Source organism: Paenibacillus sp. FSL E2-0190, from assembly GCF_037992965.1.
GTDB classification, from domain to species: domain Bacteria; phylum Bacillota; class Bacilli; order Paenibacillales; family Paenibacillaceae; genus Paenibacillus_AQ; species Paenibacillus_AQ odorifer.
Genome location: NZ_CP150306.1, coordinates 4641439 through 4667717, shown reverse-complemented (window position 1 = coordinate 4667717; position 26279 = coordinate 4641439). Strand labels below are relative to the sequence as shown.

The following is a 26279-nucleotide window of genomic DNA, read 5'->3' as shown; positions in this document are numbered from 1 at the left end:
TAGTTTTGCTGGGCGAAACTAGATTTGGTTTACGAAGAGAAGTACTCTTCGCGTAACTTTAAGGAGGAACACTACTAATGAACGCTAAACGAGCCCAATCTTTTATTACTCAAAATGCTATTTATATTGTCTTGGTAATTCTAATTATGGGTATTGCCTTATATGAGCCGGCCTTTATCTCTGTAAATACTTTACGGGACATTCTAATTCAGTCGTCAACACGGATTATCATCGCGCTTGGTGTTGCCTTCATCCTTATCACAGCTGGGACGGACTTGTCTGCTGGACGTGTGGTTGGTTTTACAGCGGTAATCTCTGCTTCGATGCTGCAAATTCCGGATTATTCCCGGCGCTTTTTTCCTGATCTGCCGCAGGTGCAAGTGTGGCTTCCGATCCTTATAGCTATTATCGCTGGCCTTCTCTGCGGACTAGTCAATGGTATTGTCGTCTCCAAGCTGAACGTCCCGCCGTTTATCGCAACACTGGGTACGATGGTTATCGTCTACGGCTTGAATTCCTTGTACTTTGACATGGACCCCAACCAATCACAGCCGATTGGCGGTCTGCGTCCAGATTTCACTACAATCGGTTCTGGGTTTATTGGCAAGGGGCAATATTCAATCCCGTATATCGTGCTGATAGCCTTGGGTGTCGCCGCCATCGTATGGGTGGTGTTCAATAAAACTAAGCTGGGCAAGAACATGTACGCTATCGGCGGTAACATGCAGGCAGCAAAAGTATCTGGCATCGATGTTTCCAAGAACTTGATCTACATCTATGCGATTGCTGGAGCCCTTTATGGTTTGGCGGGTGTGCTGGAGGCTGCCAGAACAGGTGGCGCAACCAATAACTATGGTAACATGTATGAGCTTGATGCGATTGCTGCTTGCGTCGTGGGCGGGGTGTCCACAACCGGTGGTATCGGAACAGTGCCAGGTGTTCTGGTCGGTGTTATTATCTTTACCTTAATCAACTACGGCCTGACCTTTATCGGCATCAGCCCTTACTATCAGTTGATTATCAAAGGTCTGATCATCATCGCCGCGGTCGCATTTGATATGCGGAAATATTCTTCGAAGAAGTAGTTGTGTGGGGGATGTGTGGTGATTATAGCGTTTGCTATTTATGGCAAACGCTTTTTGGTTTGTCCATTTCGCTTGCGGATATAAGCAACTCGTAAGAATCAGTTCATAAGTACCAATTCATAAGTACTGAACGTCGCCCCCTTGCTCCTCGCATAGGAAAACTACGCACGAGCACGAAAACTACCCACTAAAATGCCACCACGACCAAATAGTGTCACCACCACTAACACACAGATCATCAATGGCTACTACCAACATGAAACAAATACACCACTAAAACTACCCGCCAAAATGCCACCACGACTAAACAGCGCCAGCAACACTAACATCAACATTACTTACCACCACCAACTTCAATCAACATTGCCACCCCTGCTCCATCAAATCTAATATTGCACCAATAGGACTTACTCCACCCGATAGTTACACCATCACCGCCACGGAACATCTACAGCATCATTACCATCACAAATTAATGTCTTCAATACAAACACGGTTATCACAATCCTCTCAACATTATCAGCATGAACACGGCAATCACCGCCACAAATCAATATCAGCAGTAATAACACAACCATCGTCATCAGGAGCACCACGAAAACACATCATATTCATCATAGCTCACCAACAATATCAACAAACTAATATTAGTAACAGAACAGAATCACCATGAGGTAAAAGAACGGTATAAATCCCGCAGAATTGGCTGAAACGAGCTATGTGTGGCGAATGAACGGTATAAATCCCGTAGAACTAGCCGACCTGAGCTATGTGAGGTGAAAGAACGGTATAAATCCCGTAGAATTGGCTGTAACGAGCTACGTGGGGCGAAAGAACGGTATAAATCCCGTAGAATTGGCTGAAACGAGCTACGTGGGGCGAAAGAACGGTATAAATCCCGTAGAATTGGCTGAAACGAGCTATGTGTGGCGAAAGAACAGTATAAATCCCGTAGAACTAGCGACCTGAGCTATGTGAGGAGAAAGAACGGTATAAATCCCGCAGAATTAGCTGAAATGAGCTAACGTGAAAGAATGAGAGGCAAAAATGCCTTAGAATACGCCGAACCGAGCGACGGAGGAGGAAAGAGAGGCATTAATGCCCTAAAGTACGCCGAAACGAGCTACAGTGGAGGAAAGAGAGGCATTAATGCTCTAAAGTACGCCAAAACGAGCTACAGTGGAGGAAAGAGAGGCAAAAATGCCCTAGAATTCGCCGAAACGAGCAACTATGGAGGAAACACGGTATTTTTATCCTAGAATGCTCCTCTCCCCCTAACCCCAAAGATCAAAAAGCACATAAACCAACGTTCTCCCATATTCTATAGGCAAATGCCTTTATTAAAGGGGAGCGACTGGATGTTAAGGATTAGGTTGAATGAGCTGGGGAAAGGGAATGACAATGGTCTGATACAGGCGGATGTATGGAAATGGGATGGCATTGGCTGGAACGATTATATTACTCAGCAGGATGAGGATTTCATACGCACGGAAGAGGAGTTATTCGTCACGATTCCGGCAGAAGCGGGATTATATCGTGTAGATTACTCTAATAAGCCTTTTGAGGCGCCATACTTATTGCCGGAGTGGGTGGGGGACGATCTGCGGACCACGGGTCTGCATCCGGCGCCGTTTAATCTCAAAGAGGGCACACTTTGGGGATATATTAATGACGAGGGCCGTGTTCAGATTGAACCCCGGTACGAATATGCTGAGGATTTTCAGAAGAACGGTCTTGCCGTAGTTCAGCGAAAAAATAACAGCGGGCTCATTGACAGCACTGGAAGAGAACGAGTGAAGCCGATCTATTCTTTTATTGCGCCTTTTTCGGAAGAGCGCGCGGTCGTGTCGGATGCCAAGGGCTACACTTTTATTGATGAAAAAGGCAAAGAAGTGACGTCCGCCCGGTATGATTATTTGAACTCATTACATGAGGGGCGTGCACTATTTTCAAAACAAAATACGACCGGCGGCCAATCGCTATATGGATATGTGGACGCGCAAGGCAAAGAGGTGCTGCCCGCGATTTATGTAGATGCCAATGATTTTATGAACGGCATGGCTTTGGTTAAAATCAAAGAAGGAGAGTATGCGCTCATCGATCCGGATGGGAACATTCTGCATACGTATAACCATCCTTTCGTTGGAAGTCCGGGAGAAGGTTTGCTAGCCTATCAAGCGACTGAAAACGGTAAATATGGCTATTTAAATACGGATGGTTCTGTAGCTATTCAGCCGCAATTCACCTCTGCTTTACCTTTTTCAGAGGGACGTGCGGTGGTGAATACCGCTGAAAATTATGGCAACGCCTACGGGCTGATTGATAAACAAGGAAAAATGATCATCCCGGCAAAATATTATGAAGTATTGCAGCTAGGTGAAGGCAGAGTAGCCATAGGAACGCCTGTATTCCCCAGCCAGCCTTATCGCGGATCACGTTACGTAATTGCAGATGCGGAAACGGGAGCGGTCCTGAGCAATCACACCCTGCTTGGCGTGAACAATTACCAGGAGGGATTGGCGTCTGTATTTGATGCTAAAGATACTTATTTTATCGATAGAAGTGGAAAAAAGGCAGCCCAGCCCCCAGTTATTCCAGGGGCAGGAACACTCACCCTTAGCGGACGTTTGATAAGAGCAGATGTAGATCAACGCACATCTTATTATGATCGGCAGGGAAAGCAGGTTTGGCGCCAAAATGGAGTCATTCCGCTGAGACCTCCCTATTCCGTAGTGGAGAAGAAATACAAACCGAACAGGGATTATCTGGTGTATTATCCGGTCGTTGAGGGGATTGCAAGTGCGGAAGTTTCGCGAGAGGTTAACGATAAGCTGCGCAAGCTATCCCTTGCTGAAGACGTTGGGAGTGGAGGGGTTTCCCAGGACTTTAGTTATAATGGTGATTTTTCAGTCTCTTTCTTCCGTAAAAACCTGCTGGTGCTGGAGCTGACCGGGTATCGTTTTCCTTTTGGAGCAGCACATGGAATGCCTACCAAAATCTATCCGCATATTAATTTGCGCAGCGGCAGGTTCTATAAGCTGGGGGACTTGTTCAAGCCGGGCAGCAGATATGTGGAGAAGCTCAGTAAAATTGTGGGCAAACAGATCGAGAACGATCCACAATATTCATATGTTTTTCCGGATACGTATAAAGGAATTACCTCGGATCAGCCCTTCTTTGTAGATAATGAAGCGTTGTATCTATATTTCGCACCTTATGAGATCGCTCCGTATTCTGCAGGTTTTCCAACCTTCCGGATTCCTTATGCGGAAATCATGGGATTGATCTCTACGGAGGGCGAGTTCTGGCAATCGTTTCATTAATCGTCAGGTATCCATAGGTTTGCTGAAGTTGCCGTCCTTTCGGGGAGGGCGACTTTTTTCGCTTTTTTTCGCTTTTTTTTCGCGCATAACAGGTAAAATGGTATTTTTAGGCAGGAAAACAGCGAAAGAAAGCGAATGTATCTAGGAATCGGAAATCTTACAGTCAAGACTATTATATGTAAAAAATTAGAAGCGCACATTTGAGAGATTTATGCTACAATGACTGAGGAACAAATTACAACTTTGTAACATTTGTAGATGGTCACTCTAGGCAGAAGCATATATTACACGCAAGAAAAAAGGAGATGGCAGATTGAAGAACAAGACATTAAAAGCAATCATCGGTGGTAGCGTGGCAGCTGTTATGGCACTTAGTATTTCTCTTCCATTGGAAGCAAATGCGGCATCGAATGAATCGACAGTAACAATAAAAGGCACAAGTTATGAGCAAATATTACAATATTTTAAACAAGCTAATCTTGAGGGATTCCCTTTTTCGAATAGCACAATCGTGGTAACTAAGCCGCAAACTGGAACAGTACCAAACAAAGACAACACGACCACAACTACAACTACAAAACCGGTTACAAAGCCAGCAGACACAACTACTGTAACTAAGCCAACTGATAATACAACTACAACAGGTGCTGTGAGCAATAAAGGAACCTATGTTCAGCAAATCGTAACGCTGGTAAACAAAGAACGTGCAGCAGCTGGTTTGTCACCTGTAGCTGGATTGGACAGCCTGCACAAAGTTGCCGCTACAAAAGCTACAGATATGCGTTCGAATAACTATTTCTCACATACTTCACCTACGTATGGTTCACCTTTTGATATGATGAAATCCTTTGGCATCACTTATAAAGCCGCAGGTGAGAACATCGCAATGGGACAAAAAACACCAGAAGAAGTAATGAAGGCATGGATGAATAGTCCAGGTCACCGCGCTAATATTTTGAATGCTAACTTCAATTATATCGGTGTCGGTTATGATAATAATTACTGGGTTCAAGAGTTTATTGGTAAATAATACGCGTAGATGCTTCAGGAAGAAATCGTTCTCCGATGTAAGTCGGGGAGCGGTTTTTTTTGTGTGGTGAAGAATAAAAATGCAACAAAAAAAGAAGTAAGGAACTTGTCCTTACTTCTTCTGTCTAGCTCTATGGGTTATGCAGGGGTCGAACCTGCGACCTGCCGATTAAGAGTCGGCTGCTCTACCAGCTAAGCTAATAACCCGTAATGTCTAAAGAGTCAACGGTGAATATTATATAATGGCATTAATTAAAAAGCCAGTATTTTTTTATTTTCAAAAAAGTCCACACTCGTTCCTCGGCAAAAACACTGTAGCAGCGGGATTTTTTTCTTTGCTAGACATTTGCAAAACTTGTATGGAAGAATTATGTTTATGTAACATAGTTAAGATCTTTGTAAATTGTGGAACAATACATAATAGAACGGCATACGGAGGGATAGCTTTGAAGGATTCGAAATGGACATGGCGCAGCGTCAGCTTGATTTCCATAGTAACAACTATAGTTTTGATGGTTGGTTTAGTTTATGCGGTTAAAGATATTATCTATCCGGTCGGAGAGGTTACCGAGAGCAGCTTGCCTCAGCAAACAGCCGCACCGGTGACGGAGACCGTCAAGCTCCTCAAAATTGTTGCGCTCGGGGATTCGCTTACCAAGGGGACCGGTGATAACACCGGAGAAGGGTTTGTTAAGCGTACGGTTACTGGTTTATCCGCAAAAGGTGTCACAGTAGACTTTTTAGGCAATATGGGGATTAACGGGTTGACTACTGCGGGGCTGTTAAGCAAACTGAACGAAGATGGTGTGGAGTATGCCTTGCGCATGTCGAATGTTGTTTTGCTATCCGTCGGAGGAAATGATCTGTTTAAGGATTCGGATATTCTTGAGAATAATGGGGCGCAACAGGGCAACACAACTTCATCAACCTCTGGGCAGGAGCTGACTCCAGAGTCTTTATTAGCCGCTCTGCCAGAAGCAGCAGCTAGACTGGAGAAGATTCTCGATAAAATCTCACAGATCAATCCGAATGCGCAAGTTTACTATATGGGGCTGTATAATCCCTTTGGCGATATTCCAGAATTACTGGCACCAGGCAATCAAGCGGTAAAGAAGTGGAATAATACGGCAATGGATATTATTAATGAGCATAGCAACATGACCTTGGTTCCTACGTTTGACTTGTTTAACAGACATTTGGACAAGTATCTATCCACCGATCATTTTCATCCTAATGGTGATGGCTATCAGCGAATCGGAGAACGGTTCATACAGGCTGTGCAGTAGTATATAGGTGAGTGTTAAATTTTGCAGTAAGATCATGTAGGTAAATGCCCTTTGAGCAAGTACAAACCGAGAAAATGACAGTCACAAGGAGCTAAATTAAATATGACAAAAGCGAATAGTGAAGACTCCGGCACAGTCGTCTTGTCTGTGGACGGGGTACGTAAAAAAATAGGACGAAAATGGATTATAGATGATGTCACTTTCGATGTGAGAAAAGGGGAGATTTTCGGCTTTCTCGGGCCTAATGGGGCTGGGAAGACGACCACGATCCGCATGCTTGTGGATTTGATTCGACCTACTGAGGGCAAGATTACAGTATGTGGGTACAATGTGAACCGAAATCCGGAAAAAGCATTGCAATATGTAGGCTCTATCGTTGAGAATCCTGAGGTATATACCTATTTGACCGGGTGGGAGAATTTGCAGCATTTTGCCCGGATGCAGCCTGGCGTAGACAATGAACGTATTAGCGAAGTGGTAGATATTGTTCGATTAGATCAGCGGATACATGATAAGGTAAGTACATACTCGCTTGGGATGAGACAACGATTAGGCATTGCGCAGGCGCTGTTGGGACGTCCACGGCTGCTTATTTTGGACGAGCCGACGAATGGACTTGACCCTAAAGGCATTAAAGAGCTGCGAGAATTCATTCGCAAGCTGGCGGATGAAGGGCTGGCGGTGTTCGTATCGAGCCATCTGCTTAGTGAAATTCAGCTTCTTTGCGACCGTGTAGCGATTATTAGTAAAGGGCGTGTATTGGCAGTAGGTGCGGTAGATGAGCTGATCGCTCGTAATTCGCCGTATGTACTTTGGGAGCTGGAGCCTTTTGCTGAGGCCCGGGAAATGCTGGCTGATCGTTCAGATATTCAAATTCAGAAACTGGAAGACGTCACATTAGATGACTCAATTATTGCCGGGATGGGCCCCAATTCTTTAATAACGATCATGGATCAGGATCTGATCCCCGAGATTGTGGCCGTAATGGTTACTGCTGAAATTGAGGTGAGAGCTGTGCATAAAATTAATCCGACACTGGAACAGCTATTCTTGAAACTAACGGAGGGTGAGAATGTTGAGTAACTTGCTTCCGCTAATCCGTAATGAGTGCTTGAAGATTATAAAAAAGAAACGGTTTTATGTTATACTGCTGATTCTGATTGTACTGGTGCCTATGTTCACCTATGCACAGATGCGTTCAGCCGAACGGAGTCGGGAGAAATTTAATTCCGATTGGCGGCTTGAGATCCAGCAGCAGATTATCGATAATCAAAATTCACTGGGCAGTGACCGGATTCCAGAGGAATGGAAGACTTATCGGCGAATATTTGTACAACAGCTTCAGTATTATCTTCACCATGACGTTAATCCGAATGAACCTAGCGGGGTTACCTTTACCCGAGAATTTATGGATAATTCGGTTACATTATTTATTCCGTTGCTCATTATGGCGGTGGCCTCAGATTTGGTCTCGGCCGAAAGGACAACTGGAACTATCAAAATGCTGTTGACTAGGCCGGTCAAGCGTTGGAAGGTGCTTTTTAGCAAAATGACAGCACTGCTAATGTTTGTCTCGCTTATCGTACTTTCCACATTTGCAATCAGTTACTTTATCTCTGGTCTCGCCTTTGGTTTTAAAGGTTTTAATATTCCTGTTTTTACAGGCTTTAAAATCAGTGGTGATTCGCTAGATATGTCTACTGTACATGCAGTGCCCCAGTGGAAATATATGCTTATGCAAGGTGGTTTGATTTGGTTCGTCAGCGTAGTGGTTGCACTGCTCGCGTTCATGATCTCGGTGCTTGTTCGCAGTACTGCGGCGAGTATAGTAGTTATGATGGCAGCGCTGATTGCAGGTAGTATACTGACCAATATGGCCTCTGCCTGGACAACAGCAAAATATTTATTTATGGTAAATCTTGGACTGACCAGCTATTTGTCTGGTACTCCCGCCCCCATTGAAGGGATGTCCTTGTCATTTTCCATGGCTGTGCTGGCTGTATGGGGGGCCGCTTCGGTGATCATTTCATTCGCCGTCTTTACGAAAAGGGATATTTTGAATTAGAATGAACAAAGTGACCAAAACGTTTGTTTGCATTTCTTAGAAATATAGGAGAGTATAATTTCACGTTATATTCTATCCTTAGGTTTTTGGCAGTAACGGATACCGTTCTTAACATAAAGGACGGCCAAGCCGTTTCTTCTTAGTATAGAGAAAAGAAGGAGGAGCATGAATGCTCGAACAGATCGATATGTTTGCTGAAGTTTCTAATAACGGCGAGAATGGCCGTACTGGATACGATGCTGACGACATTCAAGTGCTCGAAGGTCTGGTTGCAGTACGCAAACGACCTGGCATGTATATCGGCAGTACGAGTTCTTCAGGACTACATCATTTAGTATGGGAAATCGTAGATAATGCCGTAGATGAGCATTTAGCCAAGTATTGTACAAAGATTGACATACTGCTTCGCAAGGATGGCTCGATAACCGTTAGCGATAATGGACGGGGGATCCCAACTGGAATGCATAAGACAGGGGTACCTACCCCGCAAGTTGTATTTACAATTTTGCATGCGGGCGGTAAGTTCGGTGGATCGGGTTATAAAAAATCAGGCGGTTTGCATGGCGTAGGGGCTTCTGTCACAAACGCTTTGTCTGAATGGCTCGAAGTAGAGATTTATCGTGAGGGCAAAATCCATCGGCAGCGGTTTGAGTACTGGGTGGACAAGAAGGGCAAGGAGCATGTTGGCGAACCTGTAACTGGTCTTGAAGTTCTGGGTAACACCAATAAAACGGGTTCGAAAATTACTTTCAAGCCAGATATTCGTGTCTTCCCAAATGGAATTGCTCTGAATTATGACACGCTGGCAGAGCGGGTTCAGGAGATTGCTTTTCTGAATTCCGGTTTGCGTATTACACTGCAAGATGAGCGGAGCAACCGTCAGGATGAGTTCTTTTATGAAGGTGGAGCCAGTCAATTTGTGCAGTTCCTCAACGAAGGTAAGGATGTTCTCCATGATGTTATCCATTTCAGTGCAGAAAAGGATGATATCGAGGTAGAAGTAGCTCTGCAATACAACGGAGGCTACACAGAAACCTTGGCTTCCTTCGTAAACTCCATTCCAACTCGCAGCGGGGGCACACATGAGACCGGCTTTAAAACTGCGTACACTCGTGTATTAAATGAATATGCCCGCCGCACGCAATTGCTTAAAGAAAAAGATAAAAACCTGGAAGGCAATGATCTGCGGGAAGGCATGATGGCTGTCATCAGTGTAAAAATGTCCGAGGTTGAATTTGTTGGACAGACGAAGGATCAGCTTGGCAGTGCTTCCGCCCGTAGTGCAGTAGATTATATCGTTTCTGAAAATATGGCGCGTTTCTTGGAAGAAAATCCACAAGTTGCGCAGAGCCTTCTGAAGAAATCGATTCAAGCGTCGAAAGCGCGGGAAGCGGCACGTAAAGCCCGCGATGAGATCCGCACAGGCAAGAAACGCAGCGAAAGCTCGAATCTTGGCGGTAAGCTGTCTCCTGCACAATCAAAGGACGTTACACGTACAGAGCTGTTTATCGTGGAAGGTGATTCCGCCGGTGGTTCAGCTAAGCAAGGCCGTGACTCTAAGATTCAAGCGATATTGCCGCTAAAAGGTAAACCGATGAATCCGGAGAAAGCTAAGCTGCTGGACATCCTGAAGAACGACGAGTATAAAGCAATTATATCTACAATAGGTGCTGGAATTGGTCCGGATTTCACTGTCGAAGACAGCAATTATTCCAAAATTATCATTATGACCGATGCCGATACCGATGGAGCGCATATTCAGGTGCTGCTGCTGACATTTTTCTATCGTTATATGAAGCCTTTATTAGATGCAGGCAAGGTCTTTATCGCTCAGCCTCCACTTTATAAGTTGACCCGCAAAACGGGTAAGCTGGAGACTGTAAGGTATGCCTGGAGTGATGAAGAGCTGCAAAATTACTTAAAGGAATTCGGCAAAAACTTCGAGCTTCAGCGTTATAAAGGATTGGGCGAGATGAACCCCGATCAGCTGTGGGAGACAACGATGAATCCAGAGTCGCGTACGCTGCTTCAGGTACAGATTGAGGATGCTGCTAAGGCGGAGCGCCGTGTTTCAACACTTATGGGTGACAAAGTCGATCCACGTAAACGCTGGATTGTTGAAAATGTCGATTTCACCGAAATTGTAGAGTAATGTCAGTGCTGCAAGTGACGATAATCCCGATTTTCTAAGAGCTTGGTGTTTATGGGACCTAGGGGAATTTTGGAACAGTAGGAGCGATAGTGCCCAGAATTCCAAAAAGCTCTGAAGTACCTGAGAATCACCACACTATTTTAAAACGGGCAGTTTGAGGAACAGAAGGTGAGCAAAGTGAGTAGTTTATCAGAACAATTTTTGCCGGCATTTCTGGAAGAGGTCGTCGGTGACCGCTTTGGTCGGTATTCCAAATATATTATTCAGGACCGGGCAATCCCCGATGTCCGTGATGGACTTAAACCCGTGCAGCGCCGGATTCTTTATGCGATGTACGACTCCGGCAACACCCCTGACAAGCCATACCGCAAGTCAGCCAAAACTGTCGGAGATGTAATGGGTAATTACCATCCACATGGTGACTCCTCTATTTACGATGGTATGGTACGTATGGCACAGCCTTGGAAGATGGGGCATGTGCTAGTTGACGGTCACGGCAACTGGGGCTCCATGGACGATGACCCAGCTGCGGCAATGCGTTATACAGAAGCACGGCTGTCTCCCATTGCAATGGAGATGATGCGTGATATCGAGAAGCGGACGGTCTTGTTTAAAGATAACTTTGACAATACGGCCAAAGAGCCTGTTGTGGTTCCTTCCCGGTATCCGAATCTGCTCGTAAATGGCACGAGTGGGATTTCTGCGGGTTTTGCTACTGAAATTCCGCCACATAATCTGCGTGAAGTAATTGACGCTTGTATCGCAGTGATGCAGAAGCCAAATATTGAGCTGGAAGAAATTATGACCTTCATGAAAGGTCCGGATTTCCCTACAGGCGGCACAATCATGGGCGGAGACGGCATCATGGATGCTTACCGCACAGGTAAAGGCCGTATTTACCTGCGCTCCAAAACAGAGATTGAGAATATGCGGGGCGGCAAGCAGCAAATCGTGATCACGGAAGTTCCATTCCAGATTGTAAAATCACGGTTGGTTACTTCCATGGAGAATATTCGGCTGGAGAAAAAGATCGATGGCATTGCCGAGGTTCGTGATGAGAGCGGCCGTGAGGGACTGCGGATTGTAGTCGAACTCAAAAAAGAGGCTGATGCTCAAGGCGTGTTGGCGTATCTGCTCAAAAAAACCGATCTTCAAATTACCTATAACTTCAATATGGTTGCTATTGTTAACAAAGCACCTCAGCAGCTTGGTCTAAAAGCCATCCTGGAAGCTTATATCGCACATCAGCGTGAAGTTGTGACTCATCGCACCCAGTTCGATCTGGAACGCGCTGAAGACCGTGCTCATGTCTTAGAGGGCTTAGTTAAAGCACTAAACATCCTGGATGAGGTTATCGCTGCGATCAAAGCTTCGAAAAATCGTCAGGATGCTCAGAACAATCTCGTATGGATGTTCGGCTTCAGTGAACGCCAAGCCGATTCGATCCTTACTTTGCAATTGTATCGTCTGACCAATCTGGAGATCACTTCACTCCAGAAAGAGTTAGATGAAATGATGGCAAAGATTACACATCTGCGCGGCATTTTGGATAGCGACAAAAAGCTAGTTGCTGTAATTCGTAAGGAACTGCTGGAGATTCGCGACAAATACGGCATTGATCGCCGTTCTCTGATCCAAGGCGAAGTCGAGGAGCTCAAGGTTAGCCTTGAAGCGCTGGTCAATGCGGAGGATGTGCTCGTTGCTCTTTCAGCAGATGGTTATATTAAGCGGACTAGTATGCTTTCCTTCACCCGTTCTGGTGGGGAGCGTCATACCTCAGGCGTCAAAGAAGGCGATCATATCGTCAGGCTGCTGGATGTAAATACCCGTGACAGTCTGCTGGTATTTACCCGCAAGGGGCAATACTTCTTGCTTCCTGTGCACCAGATTCCGGAGTTTAAATGGAAAGAGCCTGGTACAGCGATTGTGAATGTTATTGGATTGTCTAAAGGAGATGGAATCGTTAGTGTGATTCCGGTTAATAATCTAGATGATCCGCAGCAGAGCCTTGTGTTTGTCACCCGTCGGGGTCAGGTGAAGCGTACAGAGCTCAAGGAATACTCTACAAGCCGTTCTGGAGCTGTAGCGGCCTGTAAGGTAGCCGAGGGTGATGAGATCATTACAGTGGCTTCTAGTACGAATGACAAGGACATTGTGCTGGTCACCCGTGAGGGAATGAGTATCCGATTCCATGAGAATGAGGTTAACCCTATGGGTCGCGTTGCATCCGGTGTAAGAGGAATTCAGCTGCGCGAGGGCGACGAGGTGATTTCCTGCTTCTGGGTCAGCGAAGATGAAGGCGAAATCCTTGCTATTTCTGATATTGGTTATGCGAAACGTTCATTACTTGTGGATTATCCATCACAAAGCCGTGGTGGCAAAGGAATGCCAACCTTCGAATTCAAGGAAGGCAAACGAATACGTCCAAATGGCAGCAGGTTAGCAGGGGCTTTCTATTGCAAGGAGCCATTAGAACTGAATGCCGTTACCCGTGAGAATGCCCACTATACGTTCTCCTCTGAATCAGCGCCGCTGGGCGAGCGTCGTTCTACAGGCAAACAGATTGTAGCTGTGGAGAAAAAGGATGAGATCATAAATCTTTTCCCATCAGTTCATTAAAACTAGCGATTAACAAGTGATTTTATAACGGCGTTTAGTCCGCTCTTTTGGAGGGTTGACTAAGCGTCGTTTTTTATTTTTTTATGCTGAAGGTCCGGCAGATTTATTTTTTCTTCGTTTGCAGGAAATGGAAGTTGTTTCGCGAAAATGTAGATATACCGGATAGAACCGCGAGGAAAGGAAGGAATAAGTGTGCATGCTTCTGAATTCAGTAAAATTTGGCATAAGATTTTAAAAGATTATAAATTACATATGGACAGTAATCTTGCTCCAACGCTGACGGATGCCCAACTTACTGTACTTGAACTGCTTCAGGAACGCGACGCCATGAAGCCTTCTGATCTGGCTCCACATTTGGCGACCAGTCCTGCAGCGGTTACGATGTTACTTGATCGGATGGAGAAACATGAGCTTATTGTGCGGGAAAGAGATGCTTCGGACCGGCGGATTGTATGGGTGAGTATAACGGAGACTGGAATGGAAGAAACTGCACGGGGTCTAAAGATCCGCAGTGATTTTTTTGCGGAAGCGCTTGATCCGATCTCCTCTCATAACCAACAGTTACTGCTCTACTTAATGGGCAAAATGGTTGTTACAACTACACCGGAGGGTTCTACACCTTGAAGCAAATAGCTTGGCTGTATCACTAGTGCATTTAGAGTATGTAGAAGCATTAGAGTATGTAGAAGCATTTAGAGTATGTAGAAGCATTAGAGTATGTAGAAGCATTTAGAGTATGTAGAAGCGTTTAGAGTATGTAGAAGCATTTAGAGTATGTAGAAGCGTTTAGAGTGTTTTAGAGCAATTAGAGGCATCTAGATGTATTTAGTTGTATTTTGTACAGCTATTGTTTGCTATTTACTCGAGTGATGAAATATAACTGTATTTTATACAACTATTTTCTTGATTTACTTCTCTTTTTGCAGTTTCCCTGATTTTTAATTGTAAAGAGTACACTTAAAATCCGATCTATTGCTTTTTTATTCGGAATAAGTGTATAGAGTGCAGTTATCTTACTTTCATTTCAGATTCCAACTAGGATCCACTACTGTACCACTACTGTACCACTGCTGATCCACCGCTAAACAGAGCGGTTGACCGTTAGCTAAGTTCAGGCTGGAAGGTGGAAAGGATGTTTAATCTCTCAAAATGATGTTTAATCTCGAAGGGATTTTTAATCTCAAAGGGATATTCAATGCCCGGCTGGAAAAATCGGACTAAGCATATCCTGCGGAGCTAGAAGAGCACTCCAACGTGGACCCTCTGTCCATAGTCTGTTCAAGTAGCAGACGCAGAAACAAAAACAAGGCAGTGATTCTCCACTAACCGGAGAGTCACTGCCTCGTTTTTATCGTTTCATTGCCTAGAAACGGCTGCTTTAGAACAGCCCTTTTTGTAGTGTTTCACGCGGCCACAGATCCCAAGGATGGGTTTGTGGGGGCAGAGAGATGAGTTCCACTTCTTCTTTAGTAACAGGGTGAGGGAATCCTACAAGTGCTGACCATAACGCAATTTGTTGCCCCGGTCTGTTCACTGAAGCCCCGTACTTCTGATCACCGTATAATGGACAGCCGATCGAACTCAGCTGCACCCGAATTTGGTGGGAACGCCCTGTAAGTAAATCAATCTTAAGCAGGCTGTATCCTTCTGCACTGTCAAGCACTGTGTAATCCAGAATTGCTTCCTTGCCGCCGGGAGTTCCTTTTCGAACCACGGTGACGGTGTTACTCTTTGCGTCTTTAAGCAGCGTATCTGTAAGACGGCCACGAGTGGCTGGCGGTTTACCATGCACAACTGTTAAATACACCTTATGAAAGCCGTGAGTACGGACACTCTCGGATAGTCTTGAAGCCGCTTTGGAAGTCTTGGCAAAAATCATTGCGCCCCCAACCGGTCGATCCAAACGGTGGACCAGACCTATATAGACGTTGCCGGGTTTGTTGAAACGTTCCTTCACATCTTCTTTCAGCAGATTCAGCAGGTCAGGATCGCCTGTTGCATCCTCCTGAACAGGAATATTCACGGGTTTTACAATCCCCAGAAGATGGTTGTCTTCGTATAACACTTCAAAGCGTTGTGATCCGCCGCTTACAGCCTCATTGTTGCCGGAACTATGCTGTGTCATGGCTTACGCCTCCCAGCGACCCAGGATACCACATGGCAGGTTCATGCCGGAGGAGGTGATCGGAAGACCAATTTCGCCGGAGGTAAGTTTTCCGCCATAACGTTTGCCCATGGTCATGGACAACATGTTGCGCAGTACAGTTGGAGAAATTCCAGTGGTGTAGGAATTAATGAGCATGAACAATGGGTTGTCGCTCATAATCTCCATACAGCTCTCAAGGAAAGGGTACAAACTTGATTCAAGCTTCCACATTTCTCCACCAGGTCCTCTTCCGTAAGAAGGAGGGTCCATAATAATCGCGTCATATTTGCTGCCGCGGCGTTGTTCACGTTGTACGAACTTGAATACATCATCCGTGATAAAACGCACTGGACGTTCTCCAAGACCAGACAGCTGAACGTTTTCTTTCGCCCACTGCACCATACCTTTGGCTGCATCCACGTGAACGACAGACGCACCGGCACTCGCCGCTGCCACAGTAGCTCCACCTGTGTAAGCAAAAAGATTCAGCACTGAGATTGGACGGTTAGCCGCTGCAATCTTGTCCATCATCCAGCTCCAGTTGGCTGCTTGTTCCGGGAATAGTCCTGTATGCTTGAAGTTTGTAGGACGTAAGTGGAATTTTAATTTACCATAGCTAATCTTCCAATCGTCCGGAATGGTTTTTTTCATTTCCCATTGTCCGCCACCAGCGGAGGAACGGTGATAATGTCCGTGCACATCACGCCATTTAGCGGTCTCATTATTTAGAGGCCAAATAATCTGTGGATCAGGACGACGCAAGATAATATCGCCCCAGCGTTCGAGCTTCTCTCCACCGCCTGTATCAATTACTTCATAGTCTTTCCAATCGCTCGCTATATACATGATTTAATCCATCCTTCAAAAAAATTCATTTAGCCTTTATTGTACAACATTTCACCTGATTGCTACAAACAAATTACACCTCAGCCAGCTTCACCAATTATTTTGTCCAATGCTAATGAAGTGTATAATATTCCCATGCTTATGCGGCTATTCAACTGGTGCTTCATGACTTGATTGTGTATGATCAGATAGTAGAGTTCTTACCCTATTTACGATCGGAGAACTAAAGCTATGTTCAATCTCTCACCGCTGTATTTCCCTATAACTGCAAAACCCAACCACACTAGTGAGTTTCTGCCCAGCCATGCCTTGCAGCCGTTTATTCGCTGTTTTTGGGGTTCTGTAGATGTGGAGTCTATACAACAACCTGAGACGGAGACAATAATTCCGGACACCTGTATGGATATTATTTGGGATTTGGATAGAGAATCAGGCAATACAAACACTTTTTTCTCCGGCATTAATGACACTCCATTTGAAGTCTCTTCAGACAGAAAGCCAGGGGGGAGTTCAACCTTTGGTATCCGATTTCATTTCTGGGCGGTTCATTTTTTTGCAGATGATCATCTGCGGAATGTCTTGAATGCACATGTCGATGTAGAACAATATTTTGGCACTTTTAAAAAAGAGCTTGGTCATCTATTGGAGAAAGTAAACTCGATGGACGAAAGGATTGCAGCCGCTGAAGCCTATCTGCTTCGTCGTCTAGAGCGTAGAGGGCGGACTAACGATCGGATGATGAACGCAGTCTATACTATGGTTAAACAAAAAGGGATTGTGACCGCAGAGGATTTGGAGACCAGTTCTAATTTAAGCAGACGACAACTTGAACGGCTTTTTCAAGAATATATAGGTGTATCGCCCAAAAAAACAGCAGATCTCGTGCGGTTTCAGAATGTATGGCGTGAGATGTGTCATTTACCTGGGCAGACAAAGAATATGCAGGATCTTATTTTCGCGTATGGTTACAGTCACCAGTCCCATTTTATCAATAATTTCAAAAAATATGCAGGAAGAACCCCACTTGAAGCCTTGGTCTATGCAGACCGAAGAATGTCGTAATTTTGCAATACAAAGCGTGTCAACCTTGTTAGACTAAACCCAAGTAAGAAATGAGACATATTATGAGAATGAGAGGGGACAAGTTATGATTTCGACTTTTGAAGGGACTAACATTTACACTAAAGATACTGCGGTGTCAGCTAAATTTTATACGGAGGTACTAGGAATTCCTATGCCTTTCGAAGGTTACGGTAATTTCGACGGGGCAAAGCTTGGCTTTGGCAAGAAACAGCCGGGAATTATTATTTGGGATGCTGCAAAGTGGGAAAATCTTACGACAGGTTTTGTTAATTTAGTATTCGGCTGTGATAATCTGGATGAGACATACGAGCAGTTGAAAGCTAAGGGACTGGATTGTCAGCCACCTGTTACGATGGAATATGGCGGTAAAGAAATGAATTTTCGTGATCCTGATGGGAATCACATAACCTTGCTGGAAGGTGCTTATTAAGCTTCTTTTTAAGAAAAATGAGACGGAGCGCAAACCTCAACCGTGTGTAATAACGGGAAGTTTGCGTTTTTTTAACTTTATTTATTGACAATGATAATCATTATCAAATAGAATGAGGTGAAGCGTATATGATTTAAATTTAAGGTGTTAGTAGGGGAGGAACAGGAGTTTATGGCTAGAGTGCTTGTGGCATATGCTAGTTTAACTGGCAACACTGAGGAAATGGCTGAATTGATTGTAGAAGGAATACGCCAAGCAGGCGGTGAGGCTGTTTTGAAGTCAGTCACTGAATGTAATGCGATTGAGATAAAATCATATGAAGGCGTTCTGCTAGGGGCATACACTTGGGGAGACGGAGAGTTGCCGGATGAATCTCTTGATTTCTATGAGGAGATGGATGAACTTGATTTGACTGCTATGAAGTCAGCAGTTTTTGGTAGTGGAGATACAGGCTACGCCATTTATTGTGGGGCAGTGGATGTTATCGAGGAGAAGCTAAAGGAGCGTGGAGCAGTCATTTTGCAAGATAGCCTAAAGATTGAGTATGGCCCTAATGCTGCCGAAAAAGAAGCCTGCCGTCAATTCGGACGTCAATTCATCGAAGCCTGTATGGCGGTAACCTAAGATGGGTGGGCCAGTGGGAAGTTGGTTTAACAAACCAAGGGATGTACATAGCCCTCCGTATAAACGGCTGCACGATTATCGCATGGAGCATATTATGCTGGGCGGGACTGAGAATTTAGCTAGCGGAGCTCCAGCGACGGGGCTCCCACGCTGGCGTCAGCAGGTTCAATATGCTGTGGGGCATACACTTAATGACTTCTATAGTCTGTTGCCGGAAGTGCGAAGAGAGACACCTATACAATTTCTGTTAGAACGCCGGTGGCCTCCTAGGGGAGATGCTTTTCCCTCCCTTTTGCAATATTGGGATATCAAAACGAGTGTAGCTGATGAGCTTATGCGTATCGTTTCAAGCAATCATCTACAGGAGATTCCAGTGATGTTATATGAACAGTGGCATGTTCCAGTTCCAGCGCTGAATTTGGAGTTATCGATGATTACGCAGCTGGCTTGGAACTCTTCAAAAAGTGGCCGAAGCGTGAACATTCAGAAATTTATGGTTAATGGCAATGAGGATATCATCACTGGATTTATGCATATGGCCAATGTTTTTTGCCATCATGCTTATGGTGAGCCAGCGGAGACCGTGGAAGTTTTCTCGCTGCTGGATGGACGTAAATACTGCTTTGATGGAGAGGCAATCTCGATTATGGAGTCACTGGATTATGTGCGTCTGTTATCGGTATTTCTTGAGCGGGAAGTGTTAGCTGACGGTTCCTTAAGCTGCAGCGATCGTAGAAATGAGAGAGGCGAAGCGAATTATTTACTATAATAAATAGACCTCCTTATCTGCAGGTTAGAACACCAGCAAGTAAGGAGGTCTTATTGTGACTGCTTTATTAAAATCTCAAGAGTAGGTCTGGGGATTAGCCGATATATCGGTAATAATCCTGTTTATTCTGAATGACAAAGCCGCAGCTCTCATACAGCTTAAGTGCATTGGGATTATCCAGTGCGACCTCCAGATTTACACCATTATAATTTTTGCGCTCTCGTTCGATGGTCTGAAGAAGGGCGCTGCGGCCAATGCCAAGCCCACGTAGCTTTTTGTCGACTGTAAATCCATAGATCCAGGATTCATTATCTTCAGTCCACACTCGCATCTTCCCAACAGGCCTGCCGTCCATCTCGATCATAATATTCTCTTGCATACCTTCCTGTTTGTGCAACTCATACTGCTCTGCAGCATCTTCTGTCTTCATATCAAAACCTCCACAATCCAGTTCGACTAGAATGTGTGCCTCTTCTTCACGAGCTGGCCGTAAGACGACAGTCCCTGTTGCTGAGCTGACATCAGATGACACCATGGAATTGCCATCCCATTTCATTTGATATTCAGCGTGATTGAACTGCAGAGGCAAGGTTTGCAGGAAAGCAGTTCCAGATGAAGAAGCGGCGGGTGCATTTAGAAGAAGAGTAGAGACTTTATTGCGCTTGATTATGGTTTGTGCTCGGTTCCATAGAGAGGTGAAGATTCCGCGTCGACGGTAGCCTGGCCGAACCATGCCACAGACCTCCATATCGCTTCCAAAACCATAGAGTCCCAAGAAACCGACCAGTAATTCGTCCTCATAAGTCACGAGCCATTCCGTATCACCTGCGCTTGATGGCTGGCGGAGCATATCCCAATTCAGTTTTAATGAGATTCCTTCATATTGCTCACAGCGTTGTTGTAATTCCTCAATATTCTTAAAAGTGTCGACAGTCGTCAAACCCGTTTCCCCCTAAAGTGTATTTGAACTATTATAAGTTCGCATAGTTACTAAAAAAGCTTCGCGGAAACGGGAGCAGGTTTAAGCTCTCCCGCCAGTATTCCCGCTCAGCACGTCTTTGTACTCCGGGTGCTTCTCGAATTGATGCGCAGCATAGGAGCATACGGGTACAATTTTTAAATTCTCATTCCGAGCCTTGTCCACAACAGCACGTACAAGCTCTTGTCCAGTACCTTGACCGCGCAGTTCTTCGGAGACACGGGTGTGGTCAATGACTAATTCCCCGGCTTCTTTATCCAAACTGTATGTGATTTCGGCAAGGTCCTTACCGTCATTAGCAACAAAAAAACGTCCGTTTTCATTTTGAATTTGCATCTTATGGCTTCACTCCTAATTAGTTATTGCCTATATTTTACTACCATGAATTGCAAAAAGCGAGGAGCGAACCAGATTGATTGTTCTTCGGGTTGAATGTTGTTTTCCTTGTTACCCGAGGATCGCTGCACTGCATTTTTGTTCATGTGGGCAACATGGCTATAGCAGAATATGAGCAAGTGAGAGTTAACTAACCTCGAGTATTGTTTTGGTAAGTTGAAAACTGGCAACATGGGAACGCTGGTACCCCCGGAACCCCGGAACCCCGGAACCCCGGAACCCCGGAACCCCGGAACCCCGGAACCCCGGAACCCCGGAACCCCGGAACCCCGGAACCCCGGAACCCCGGAACCCCGGAACCATGGAACCCCCGAACCCCGAACCCTTGGAACCTCGGAACCTCAGAACGCTGGATCCAGGGAACCCCGAACCCCTAACTCTCGCTTGTCCTAATCTCTGCGGAATCTAACGGACCCAATTGACGCTATTTGCACATTTTTAGTCATTTGAGCAAAGTTTCGGACCCCAGTGCAGCTATTCCTTTGGAATAGGCGCGAAATAGGCATTTTTAATGCCCATAGCGCCTATGGAGTCCGATAACATGCTGAAAATGGGATAATACTGCGAATAAGGTCAACTGTGTCCGATAGCGTAGGATCCTAATCCGCCGCAGAAGCTTACGGACCAGAGTCCTAATCCCCCGCTGATGCTTACGGTCCAGAATCCTAATTCCCCACTGATGCTTAGGGACCCAGCAGACGCTATTTGCACATATTTAGCCTTTTGAGTAAAGTTTCGGACCCCAGTGCAGCTATTCCTTTGGAATAGGCGCGAAATAGGCATTTTTAATGCCCATAGCGCCTATGGAGTCCGATCGCACGCAAAAAACAGGATAATACTGCGAATAAGGTCAACTGTGTCCGATAGGTGTCCAATATCGTAGGATCCCAATCCGTCGCAGAAGCTTACGGTCCAGAGTCTTAATTCCCCACTGATGCTTAGGGACCCAGCAGACGCTATTCGCACATATTTAGCCTTTTGAGCAAAGTTTCGGACCCCAGTGCAGTTATTCCTTTGGAATAAGCACGAGAAATAGGCCTATTTTATGCCCATAGCGTCTATGGAGTCCGATAGCACACAAAAAAGGGGATAATACTGCGAACAAGGTCCACTGAGTCCGATAGAGCAGAGTCTTGATCTCCCGTTGGAGATTACGGACCCAGCAGACGCTATTAGCACAAGGTCAACTGAGTCCGATAGAGCTGAGTCTTGATCTCCCGCAGGAGATTACGGACCCAGCAGACGCTATTAGCACAAGGTCAACTGAGTCCGATAGCGCAGAGTCCTGATCTCGCGCTGAAGCCTACGGCAGACGCCATTAGCACAAGCTCAGTTGTGTCCGATAGCGTCCACGCTCGCGGAAATGACAGCTAAACCAGCGTGCAATACAGAAAATTCGGAGCAGAAACAGCAGCTAATGAATTTTTATGCACTCCCGTTTATAGAGTAGCTTGCGTATTCTCAGGATAATACAATAAGATTAAGAGAATATCTCACTACTGAAAAGAACCGCTAGCAGGAGGAATCATTGTGGAATACAAGGTTGAGGTTGAATTTGGATCGATTTATGAATTGTTGAACAGCTTACATACTTATCTCTGCAAAAAATCCTATAAGAAGATTGATTTAGGGGTAGCGTGGGCTAATGAAATTGAAAGCACGCTCAGTGAAGAGCTGTTGTCCCGTTTGAAAGAAACCGAACTAAACAATGAGTGGAAAATGTTGAATCTGCTCATTTACTGTTGTCCATTTAAAGATGATGTAGACAGTGTGTTGAAATGGATTGAAGGGTTATCGGTTGGTGAGTTATATGAGACCTTATCAAAGTATGTAAAGGTATTTCCAAGCCATATGGAGGATTACCGTAACCGCGTAGTATTTTTGCTCTCCGAGTGGAACCGCCAGTACTTTAGCCAATGCAATCCTGCGATTTTGAGCAAACTACAGCAGCATGCGGACTCCAAGAACATGGAGCTTAATGGACTGGACACTGCGGATTTCGTGAACAAGACGACCAACGGATTTTACTTCATGCCTACGGATGGGCTTAAGAAGCTCGTACTGATTCCACAGTATCATTTTCAGCCTGCTAATATTATCTATTGCTATGGGGAATTAACGATCTGCCATTATGCGGCGTGGATATCGATGGAGAATGAGGAAATCTCTCCTTTTATGTACAGAGCGATCCGTAGTCTGAGTGAAAAAAGCCGGCTAAAAATCCTCCAAGCCCTTAGTGGTGGCCGTAAGACGTTTACCGAAATTGTTAAGCATGCGGGGATCTCGAAGGGGATTGTGCATGATCATATTTTTAATCTTCGTTGTGCAGGTTTACTTCATGCCTATATTGAAGGGGAGAATGTCACCGGATACAGTCTGCGTCTTGAAGGCATTCATCGGATGAATGAGCAGCTATTCGAGTATTTGAAATAATGATTTTTTAAAAATATAACCGCCTGAAAGCCAGGACTTCTCTTATGCAGAGAGGGTTTTGGCTTTTTTTATTTGTTTTAATTATCGCCTAATTCTGTTTATGGAGAATTTTTTTGAAGTTCTCTCTTTACAGAACTAGAAAACCTTTCTATAATGAACATCAGATGTTATTCATACTTAACGGGTAGGAATTATAGTTATTATTCTATTCAGAGAGAAAAGGGAGATAGGTACATGAGAAAAAATGCGATTGTAATCACTTCATTACTGCTTACGGGGTCACTGTTACTTTCTGCTTGCGCTAACAACAGTAATAACGAATCCTCATCCGCAAACAATGCGGCTGCAGGCTCCAATTCAACCAATGTGGAAGCAACCACTGCACCAGAGATCGTTCCTGCGGGTGCTCTAAGCGAACCTTTTACTGCCACGGATTTATCCAAACTTCCAGCGGTGGCCCAGAAACGTACAGATACCATTATCGTCGGGCTTACGGACCCAAGCGGAGCGTTCACTCCTTATTTTCAACAAAGTGGTTATGATGGCAATGTCTCTTCACTGCTATACGCTTCTCTCGTAACTGTTGATGACAAAGGCGTTCCAACGCCGGAACTTGCGGAGAGCTGGGATGTTTCGGATGATCAGCTTACATACACTTTCCACTTGAGAAAAGATTTGAAATTCAGCGACGGTTCACCGTTAACAGCGGATGATGTGGCATTTACATGGACGATCCAATACGACAAATCGTATGACGGTAGCTCCCAGCTTCCATCGCTAAATGTTAAAGGCGGCAAAGCCTATAAGGAAGGTACATCCCCTACAGTTGAGGGCATTAAAGTAATTGATCCACAGACGATCTCAGCAACCCTTGAGCAACCGAACGCAACGGCGCTGGTACAGCTCGGATCAAACGTACTGTCGAAAGCCTACTATGGCAAGGACTATAAAATTGGAAATCTTGAATACATTAAAAAGCTGCATGAGAAGCCACTTGGCGATGGTCCTTACAAGCTGGAGAAATTTATTCCAGGTCAAGAAGTGCGTTTTGTAGCGAATGAGAATTATTTCAAAGGTAAACCAAAGACGGAGCATTTCATCTACAAAACTACGGAAGGCGACGTATGGCAGTTCGTAGAAACTGGTGAAGTGGACTACGCTTCCTTTAGTGCGACTGACGAGAATATCGAGAAGCTGAAAGCACTCGGTTTTGTGAATATTATTCCTTACACTCCAAGCACCTATGGTTACTTGCAAGTTAACCTGAAGCATGAGCAGCTCAAGGATAAGCTTGTACGTCAAGCTATTGTGTACGGTTTGGATCGTCAGAGTATTTATGTGGATGCAGCACAAGGTGCAGGGTCTATTGCCAACATCCCGGCATCCCCTATCTCTTGGTCTTACACGGAGGAAGGTATTAATCCTTACAAATATGATCCGGAAAAAGCAAAACAATTACTCGATGAAGCTGGCTGGACGGTAGGCGCGGGGGGGATCCGTGAAAAAGATGGCAAACCGCTGTCCATCCATTACCTCGGTTCGAAGAGTAAAAACACAGATATTTTCATCGCTGTAGCTAAAGAGAATTTTGAAGCGCTGGGTATCGAATTCCAGCCTGAGGTTTTCGCAGACTTTAACTCACTGGTATCGAAAGTAGAAGGTGGGGACTACGATCTCGTATCCTTCTCCACAAGCATGTTGACTGATCCGTCTGACGGGTTCATGCAATTCTTCGATGGAGAAATCACGGATTATGACAATCCGAAATTCCTGGAGCTGTACAACAAAGCCTTGGCCACTACTGATATTGAGGCGCGCAAAGCGGTATATAAAGAGCTGTATCAGCTTTTCAATGATGAACTGCCTATTATTTTTACAAGTTATAAAAAGACAGTATACGCCTATAACGGACGTATTGAGAATCTATCGGTCAGCCCGTTCATCGGTCTTGCTGGCAGTCTGCCAACTTGGAGCCTGAAATAAATAAACCAGTGTCCCCTGCCCTGACTGGATTCAAGGGCAGGGGACGAATCATAAGGAGTCTGTCATGAGCGCTTATTTATCGAAAAGACTGTTGTACATGGTCATCATCTTATTTGCGGCATCATTATTGATCTTCTGTTTGTATGCTTCAACTCCCGGTGACTTCATAACCGGAAATATTAAATTGACCGCTGAACGCAAAGCTGAGCTGCGTGAAATCTACGGCTTAAATAAGCCTGTGCTTGAACGGTATGGGATCTGGATGAAGAATGCGCTGCATGGTGATTTCGGGTATTCCTTAGCCCAACAAAAGCCTGTGCTGCAGCTTTTTAATGATTATATTTGGAATTCCTTTCTGCTGGCTGCCGTATCTACGTTTCTGACGTGGGTGATTGCGGTCATTATTGGCGTCATCTCTGCCTATAAGCAATATTCCTGGTTCGATACACTCGTGATGATCGCTATATTCGCAGCAATGTCGCTGCCGTCATTTTTTATAGGCTTATTCCTGATCAAAATCCTGGCCGTCGATCTCAAGTGGCTGCCTCCAGGTGGAATAATCACCACGGGTAGTAATGCTACGGGTTTGGCTTACTTTAAGGAGATCGTAATGCATATGACCCTTCCGGTTGTGGTTATGACCCTTCTGGGATTAGGTTCGCTCACCCGTTATTTCCGCAGTAATATGATCGATGTCTTAAAACAGGATTATATCCGTACGGCACGCGCCAAAGGCCTGAAAGAACGCAAGGTGCTCTTTACACACGCCTTACGTAATGCCTTGCTGCCCGCAATTACACTGGTTGGTTTTGAGCTTCCGGCACTATTTGGCGGATCACTTATTATTGAGAAAATATTCAATTGGCCTGGGATTGGCCAACTGTATATGCAGTCCTTCGGACTAAGGGATTATCCTTTACTGATGGGCTTTACGATGTTTATTGCCATACTTACCGTCATAGGAACGTTGCTTTCGGATATTTTGTACCGGATTGCCGATCCTAGAGTTCGGCTATAGAGAGGAGGAAGCT

General features: G+C 45.1%; 20 protein-coding genes and 1 tRNA gene. 16 read left to right on the top strand and 5 right to left on the bottom strand.

All coding sequences use genetic code 11. The features are described from left to right. The first annotated feature begins 77 nt into the window (after positions 1-77). The 3 genes from mglC (at position 78) to NST25_RS20580 (ending at position 5438) form a co-directional block, all read left to right on the top strand. Positions 78-1085 carry a galactose/methyl galactoside ABC transporter permease MglC gene (gene mglC, locus NST25_RS20590; protein ID WP_076127586.1) on the top strand — a complete coding sequence of 336 codons (1008 nt, stop codon included), beginning with the start codon at positions 78-80 and terminating at the stop codon, positions 1083-1085. Positions 1086-2443: 1358 nt separating this feature from the next. Further along, on the top strand, positions 2444-4408 hold the full coding sequence (locus NST25_RS20585) for a WG repeat-containing protein (protein WP_340392391.1): 1965 nt from the start codon (positions 2444-2446) through the stop codon (positions 4406-4408). A 313-nt stretch (positions 4409-4721) separates the two neighbouring features. Continuing rightward, entirely contained in the window at positions 4722-5438 is a 717-nt protein-coding gene (locus NST25_RS20580; protein ID WP_036685704.1) for a CAP domain-containing protein, read from the top strand. A gap of 133 nt (positions 5439-5571) precedes the next feature. Here NST25_RS20580 and NST25_RS20575 read toward each other — a convergent pair. Beyond that, a tRNA-Lys gene (locus NST25_RS20575) sits at positions 5572-5644 on the bottom strand. A 239-nt stretch (positions 5645-5883) separates the two neighbouring features. Here NST25_RS20575 and NST25_RS20570 point away from each other — a divergent pair. The 6 genes from NST25_RS20570 to NST25_RS20545 all read left to right on the top strand — a co-directional run bounded on the left by NST25_RS20570 (position 5884) and on the right by NST25_RS20545 (position 14183). Beyond that, positions 5884-6723, top strand: coding sequence for a GDSL-type esterase/lipase family protein (locus tag NST25_RS20570; RefSeq protein WP_340392389.1), 840 nt, complete (start codon positions 5884-5886; stop codon positions 6721-6723). 102 nt (positions 6724-6825) lie between these two features. Continuing rightward, positions 6826-7806, top strand: a complete 981-nt coding sequence (locus NST25_RS20565; protein ID WP_036685707.1) for an ABC transporter ATP-binding protein — start codon at positions 6826-6828, stop codon at positions 7804-7806. Then, positions 7799-8788, top strand: coding sequence for an ABC transporter permease (locus NST25_RS20560; protein WP_036685819.1), 990 nt, complete (start codon positions 7799-7801; stop codon positions 8786-8788). Before NST25_RS20565 ends, NST25_RS20560 begins: the two co-directional genes overlap by 8 nt. A 169-nt stretch (positions 8789-8957) precedes the next feature. Then, complete coding sequence (parE, locus tag NST25_RS20555; protein ID WP_076183949.1) at positions 8958-10940, top strand: DNA topoisomerase IV subunit B; 1983 nt, start codon at positions 8958-8960, stop codon at positions 10938-10940. Between the two features lie 177 nt (positions 10941-11117). After that, positions 11118-13559, top strand: coding sequence for a DNA gyrase subunit A (gene gyrA, locus NST25_RS20550; protein WP_339168788.1), 2442 nt, complete (start codon positions 11118-11120; stop codon positions 13557-13559). Positions 13560-13751: 192 nt separating this feature from the next. After that, positions 13752-14183 carry a MarR family transcriptional regulator gene (locus NST25_RS20545; protein ID WP_076127601.1) on the top strand — a complete coding sequence of 144 codons (432 nt, stop codon included), beginning with the start codon at positions 13752-13754 and terminating at the stop codon, positions 14181-14183. A gap of 754 nt (positions 14184-14937) precedes the next feature. Here NST25_RS20545 and NST25_RS20540 read toward each other — a convergent pair. Then, positions 14938-15684 (bottom strand): RluA family pseudouridine synthase, encoded by a 747-nt coding sequence (locus NST25_RS20540; protein ID WP_340392388.1) that lies wholly within the window; start codon positions 15682-15684, stop codon positions 14938-14940. A gap of 3 nt (positions 15685-15687) precedes the next feature. Further along, positions 15688-16551: a class I SAM-dependent methyltransferase gene (locus tag NST25_RS20535; protein WP_036685718.1), complete on the bottom strand. Its 864-nt coding sequence runs from the start codon at positions 16549-16551 to the stop codon at positions 15688-15690. Between the two features lie 231 nt (positions 16552-16782). Here NST25_RS20535 and NST25_RS20530 point away from each other — a divergent pair, with 231 nt between their 5' ends. From NST25_RS20530 to NST25_RS20515, 4 genes are all read left to right on the top strand, one after another. Continuing rightward, on the top strand, positions 16783-17613 hold the full coding sequence (locus NST25_RS20530) for a helix-turn-helix domain-containing protein (protein ID WP_076304048.1): 831 nt from the start codon (positions 16783-16785) through the stop codon (positions 17611-17613). An 85-nt stretch (positions 17614-17698) separates the two neighbouring features. Continuing rightward, positions 17699-18064, top strand: a complete 366-nt coding sequence (locus NST25_RS20525) for a VOC family protein (RefSeq protein ID WP_076304049.1) — start codon at positions 17699-17701, stop codon at positions 18062-18064. A 171-nt stretch (positions 18065-18235) separates the two neighbouring features. Further along, positions 18236-18688 (top strand): flavodoxin, encoded by a 453-nt coding sequence (locus tag NST25_RS20520; RefSeq protein WP_076219230.1) that lies wholly within the window; start codon positions 18236-18238, stop codon positions 18686-18688. A gap of 1 nt (position 18689) precedes the next feature. After that, entirely contained in the window at positions 18690-19457 is a 768-nt protein-coding gene (locus tag NST25_RS20515; RefSeq protein ID WP_076281448.1) for a hypothetical protein, read from the top strand. 94 nt (positions 19458-19551) lie between these two features. Here the strand turns inward: NST25_RS20515 and NST25_RS20510 are convergent, their stop codons facing one another. Together NST25_RS20510 and NST25_RS20505 are read right to left on the bottom strand one after the other, a co-directional pair. Further along, a complete protein-coding gene (locus tag NST25_RS20510) occupies positions 19552-20397 on the bottom strand; it encodes a GNAT family N-acetyltransferase (protein ID WP_340392386.1) in 846 nt (281 codons plus the stop codon). 81 nt (positions 20398-20478) lie between these two features. Then, on the bottom strand, positions 20479-20772 hold the full coding sequence (locus NST25_RS20505; protein WP_076134638.1) for a GNAT family N-acetyltransferase: 294 nt from the start codon (positions 20770-20772) through the stop codon (positions 20479-20481). Between the two features lie 1590 nt (positions 20773-22362). Between NST25_RS20505 and NST25_RS20500 the strand changes: the two genes are divergently transcribed. The 3 genes from NST25_RS20500 to NST25_RS20490 all read left to right on the top strand — a co-directional run bounded on the left by NST25_RS20500 (position 22363) and on the right by NST25_RS20490 (position 26266). Beyond that, the gene (locus tag NST25_RS20500; RefSeq protein ID WP_076301780.1) at positions 22363-23265 is read left to right on the top strand and encodes a winged helix-turn-helix domain-containing protein; all 903 of its coding nucleotides are present in this window, start codon (positions 22363-22365) and stop codon (positions 23263-23265) included. 234 nt (positions 23266-23499) lie between these two features. Then, entirely contained in the window at positions 23500-25248 is a 1749-nt protein-coding gene (locus NST25_RS20495; RefSeq protein ID WP_036685737.1) for an ABC transporter substrate-binding protein, read from the top strand. Between the two features lie 64 nt (positions 25249-25312). Then, positions 25313-26266, top strand: a complete 954-nt coding sequence (locus NST25_RS20490; protein ID WP_339187788.1) for an ABC transporter permease — start codon at positions 25313-25315, stop codon at positions 26264-26266. The last annotated feature ends 13 nt before the right edge of the window (positions 26267-26279 follow it).

Coding starts and splice junctions, on each gene's coding strand:
- mglC (WP_076127586.1), top strand. CDS start 78: ATGAACGCTAAACGAGCCCAATCTTTTATTACTCAAAATGCTATTTAT.
- NST25_RS20585 (WP_340392391.1), top strand. CDS start 2,444: ATGTTAAGGATTAGGTTGAATGAGCTGGGGAAAGGGAATGACAATGGT.
- NST25_RS20565 (WP_036685707.1), top strand. CDS start 6,826: ATGACAAAAGCGAATAGTGAAGACTCCGGCACAGTCGTCTTGTCTGTG.
- parE (WP_076183949.1), top strand. CDS start 8,958: ATGCTCGAACAGATCGATATGTTTGCTGAAGTTTCTAATAACGGCGAG.
- NST25_RS20540 (WP_340392388.1), bottom strand. CDS start 15,684: ATGACACAGCATAGTTCCGGCAACAATGAGGCTGTAAGCGGCGGATCA.
- NST25_RS20535 (WP_036685718.1), bottom strand. CDS start 16,551: ATGTATATAGCGAGCGATTGGAAAGACTATGAAGTAATTGATACAGGC.
- NST25_RS20530 (WP_076304048.1), top strand. CDS start 16,783: ATGTTCAATCTCTCACCGCTGTATTTCCCTATAACTGCAAAACCCAAC.
- NST25_RS20525 (WP_076304049.1), top strand. CDS start 17,699: ATGATTTCGACTTTTGAAGGGACTAACATTTACACTAAAGATACTGCG.
- NST25_RS20520 (WP_076219230.1), top strand. CDS start 18,236: ATGGCTAGAGTGCTTGTGGCATATGCTAGTTTAACTGGCAACACTGAG.
- NST25_RS20515 (WP_076281448.1), top strand. CDS start 18,690: ATGGGTGGGCCAGTGGGAAGTTGGTTTAACAAACCAAGGGATGTACAT.
- NST25_RS20505 (WP_076134638.1), bottom strand. CDS start 20,772: ATGCAAATTCAAAATGAAAACGGACGTTTTTTTGTTGCTAATGACGGT.
- NST25_RS20495 (WP_036685737.1), top strand. CDS start 23,500: ATGAGAAAAAATGCGATTGTAATCACTTCATTACTGCTTACGGGGTCA.
- NST25_RS20490 (WP_339187788.1), top strand. CDS start 25,313: ATGAGCGCTTATTTATCGAAAAGACTGTTGTACATGGTCATCATCTTA.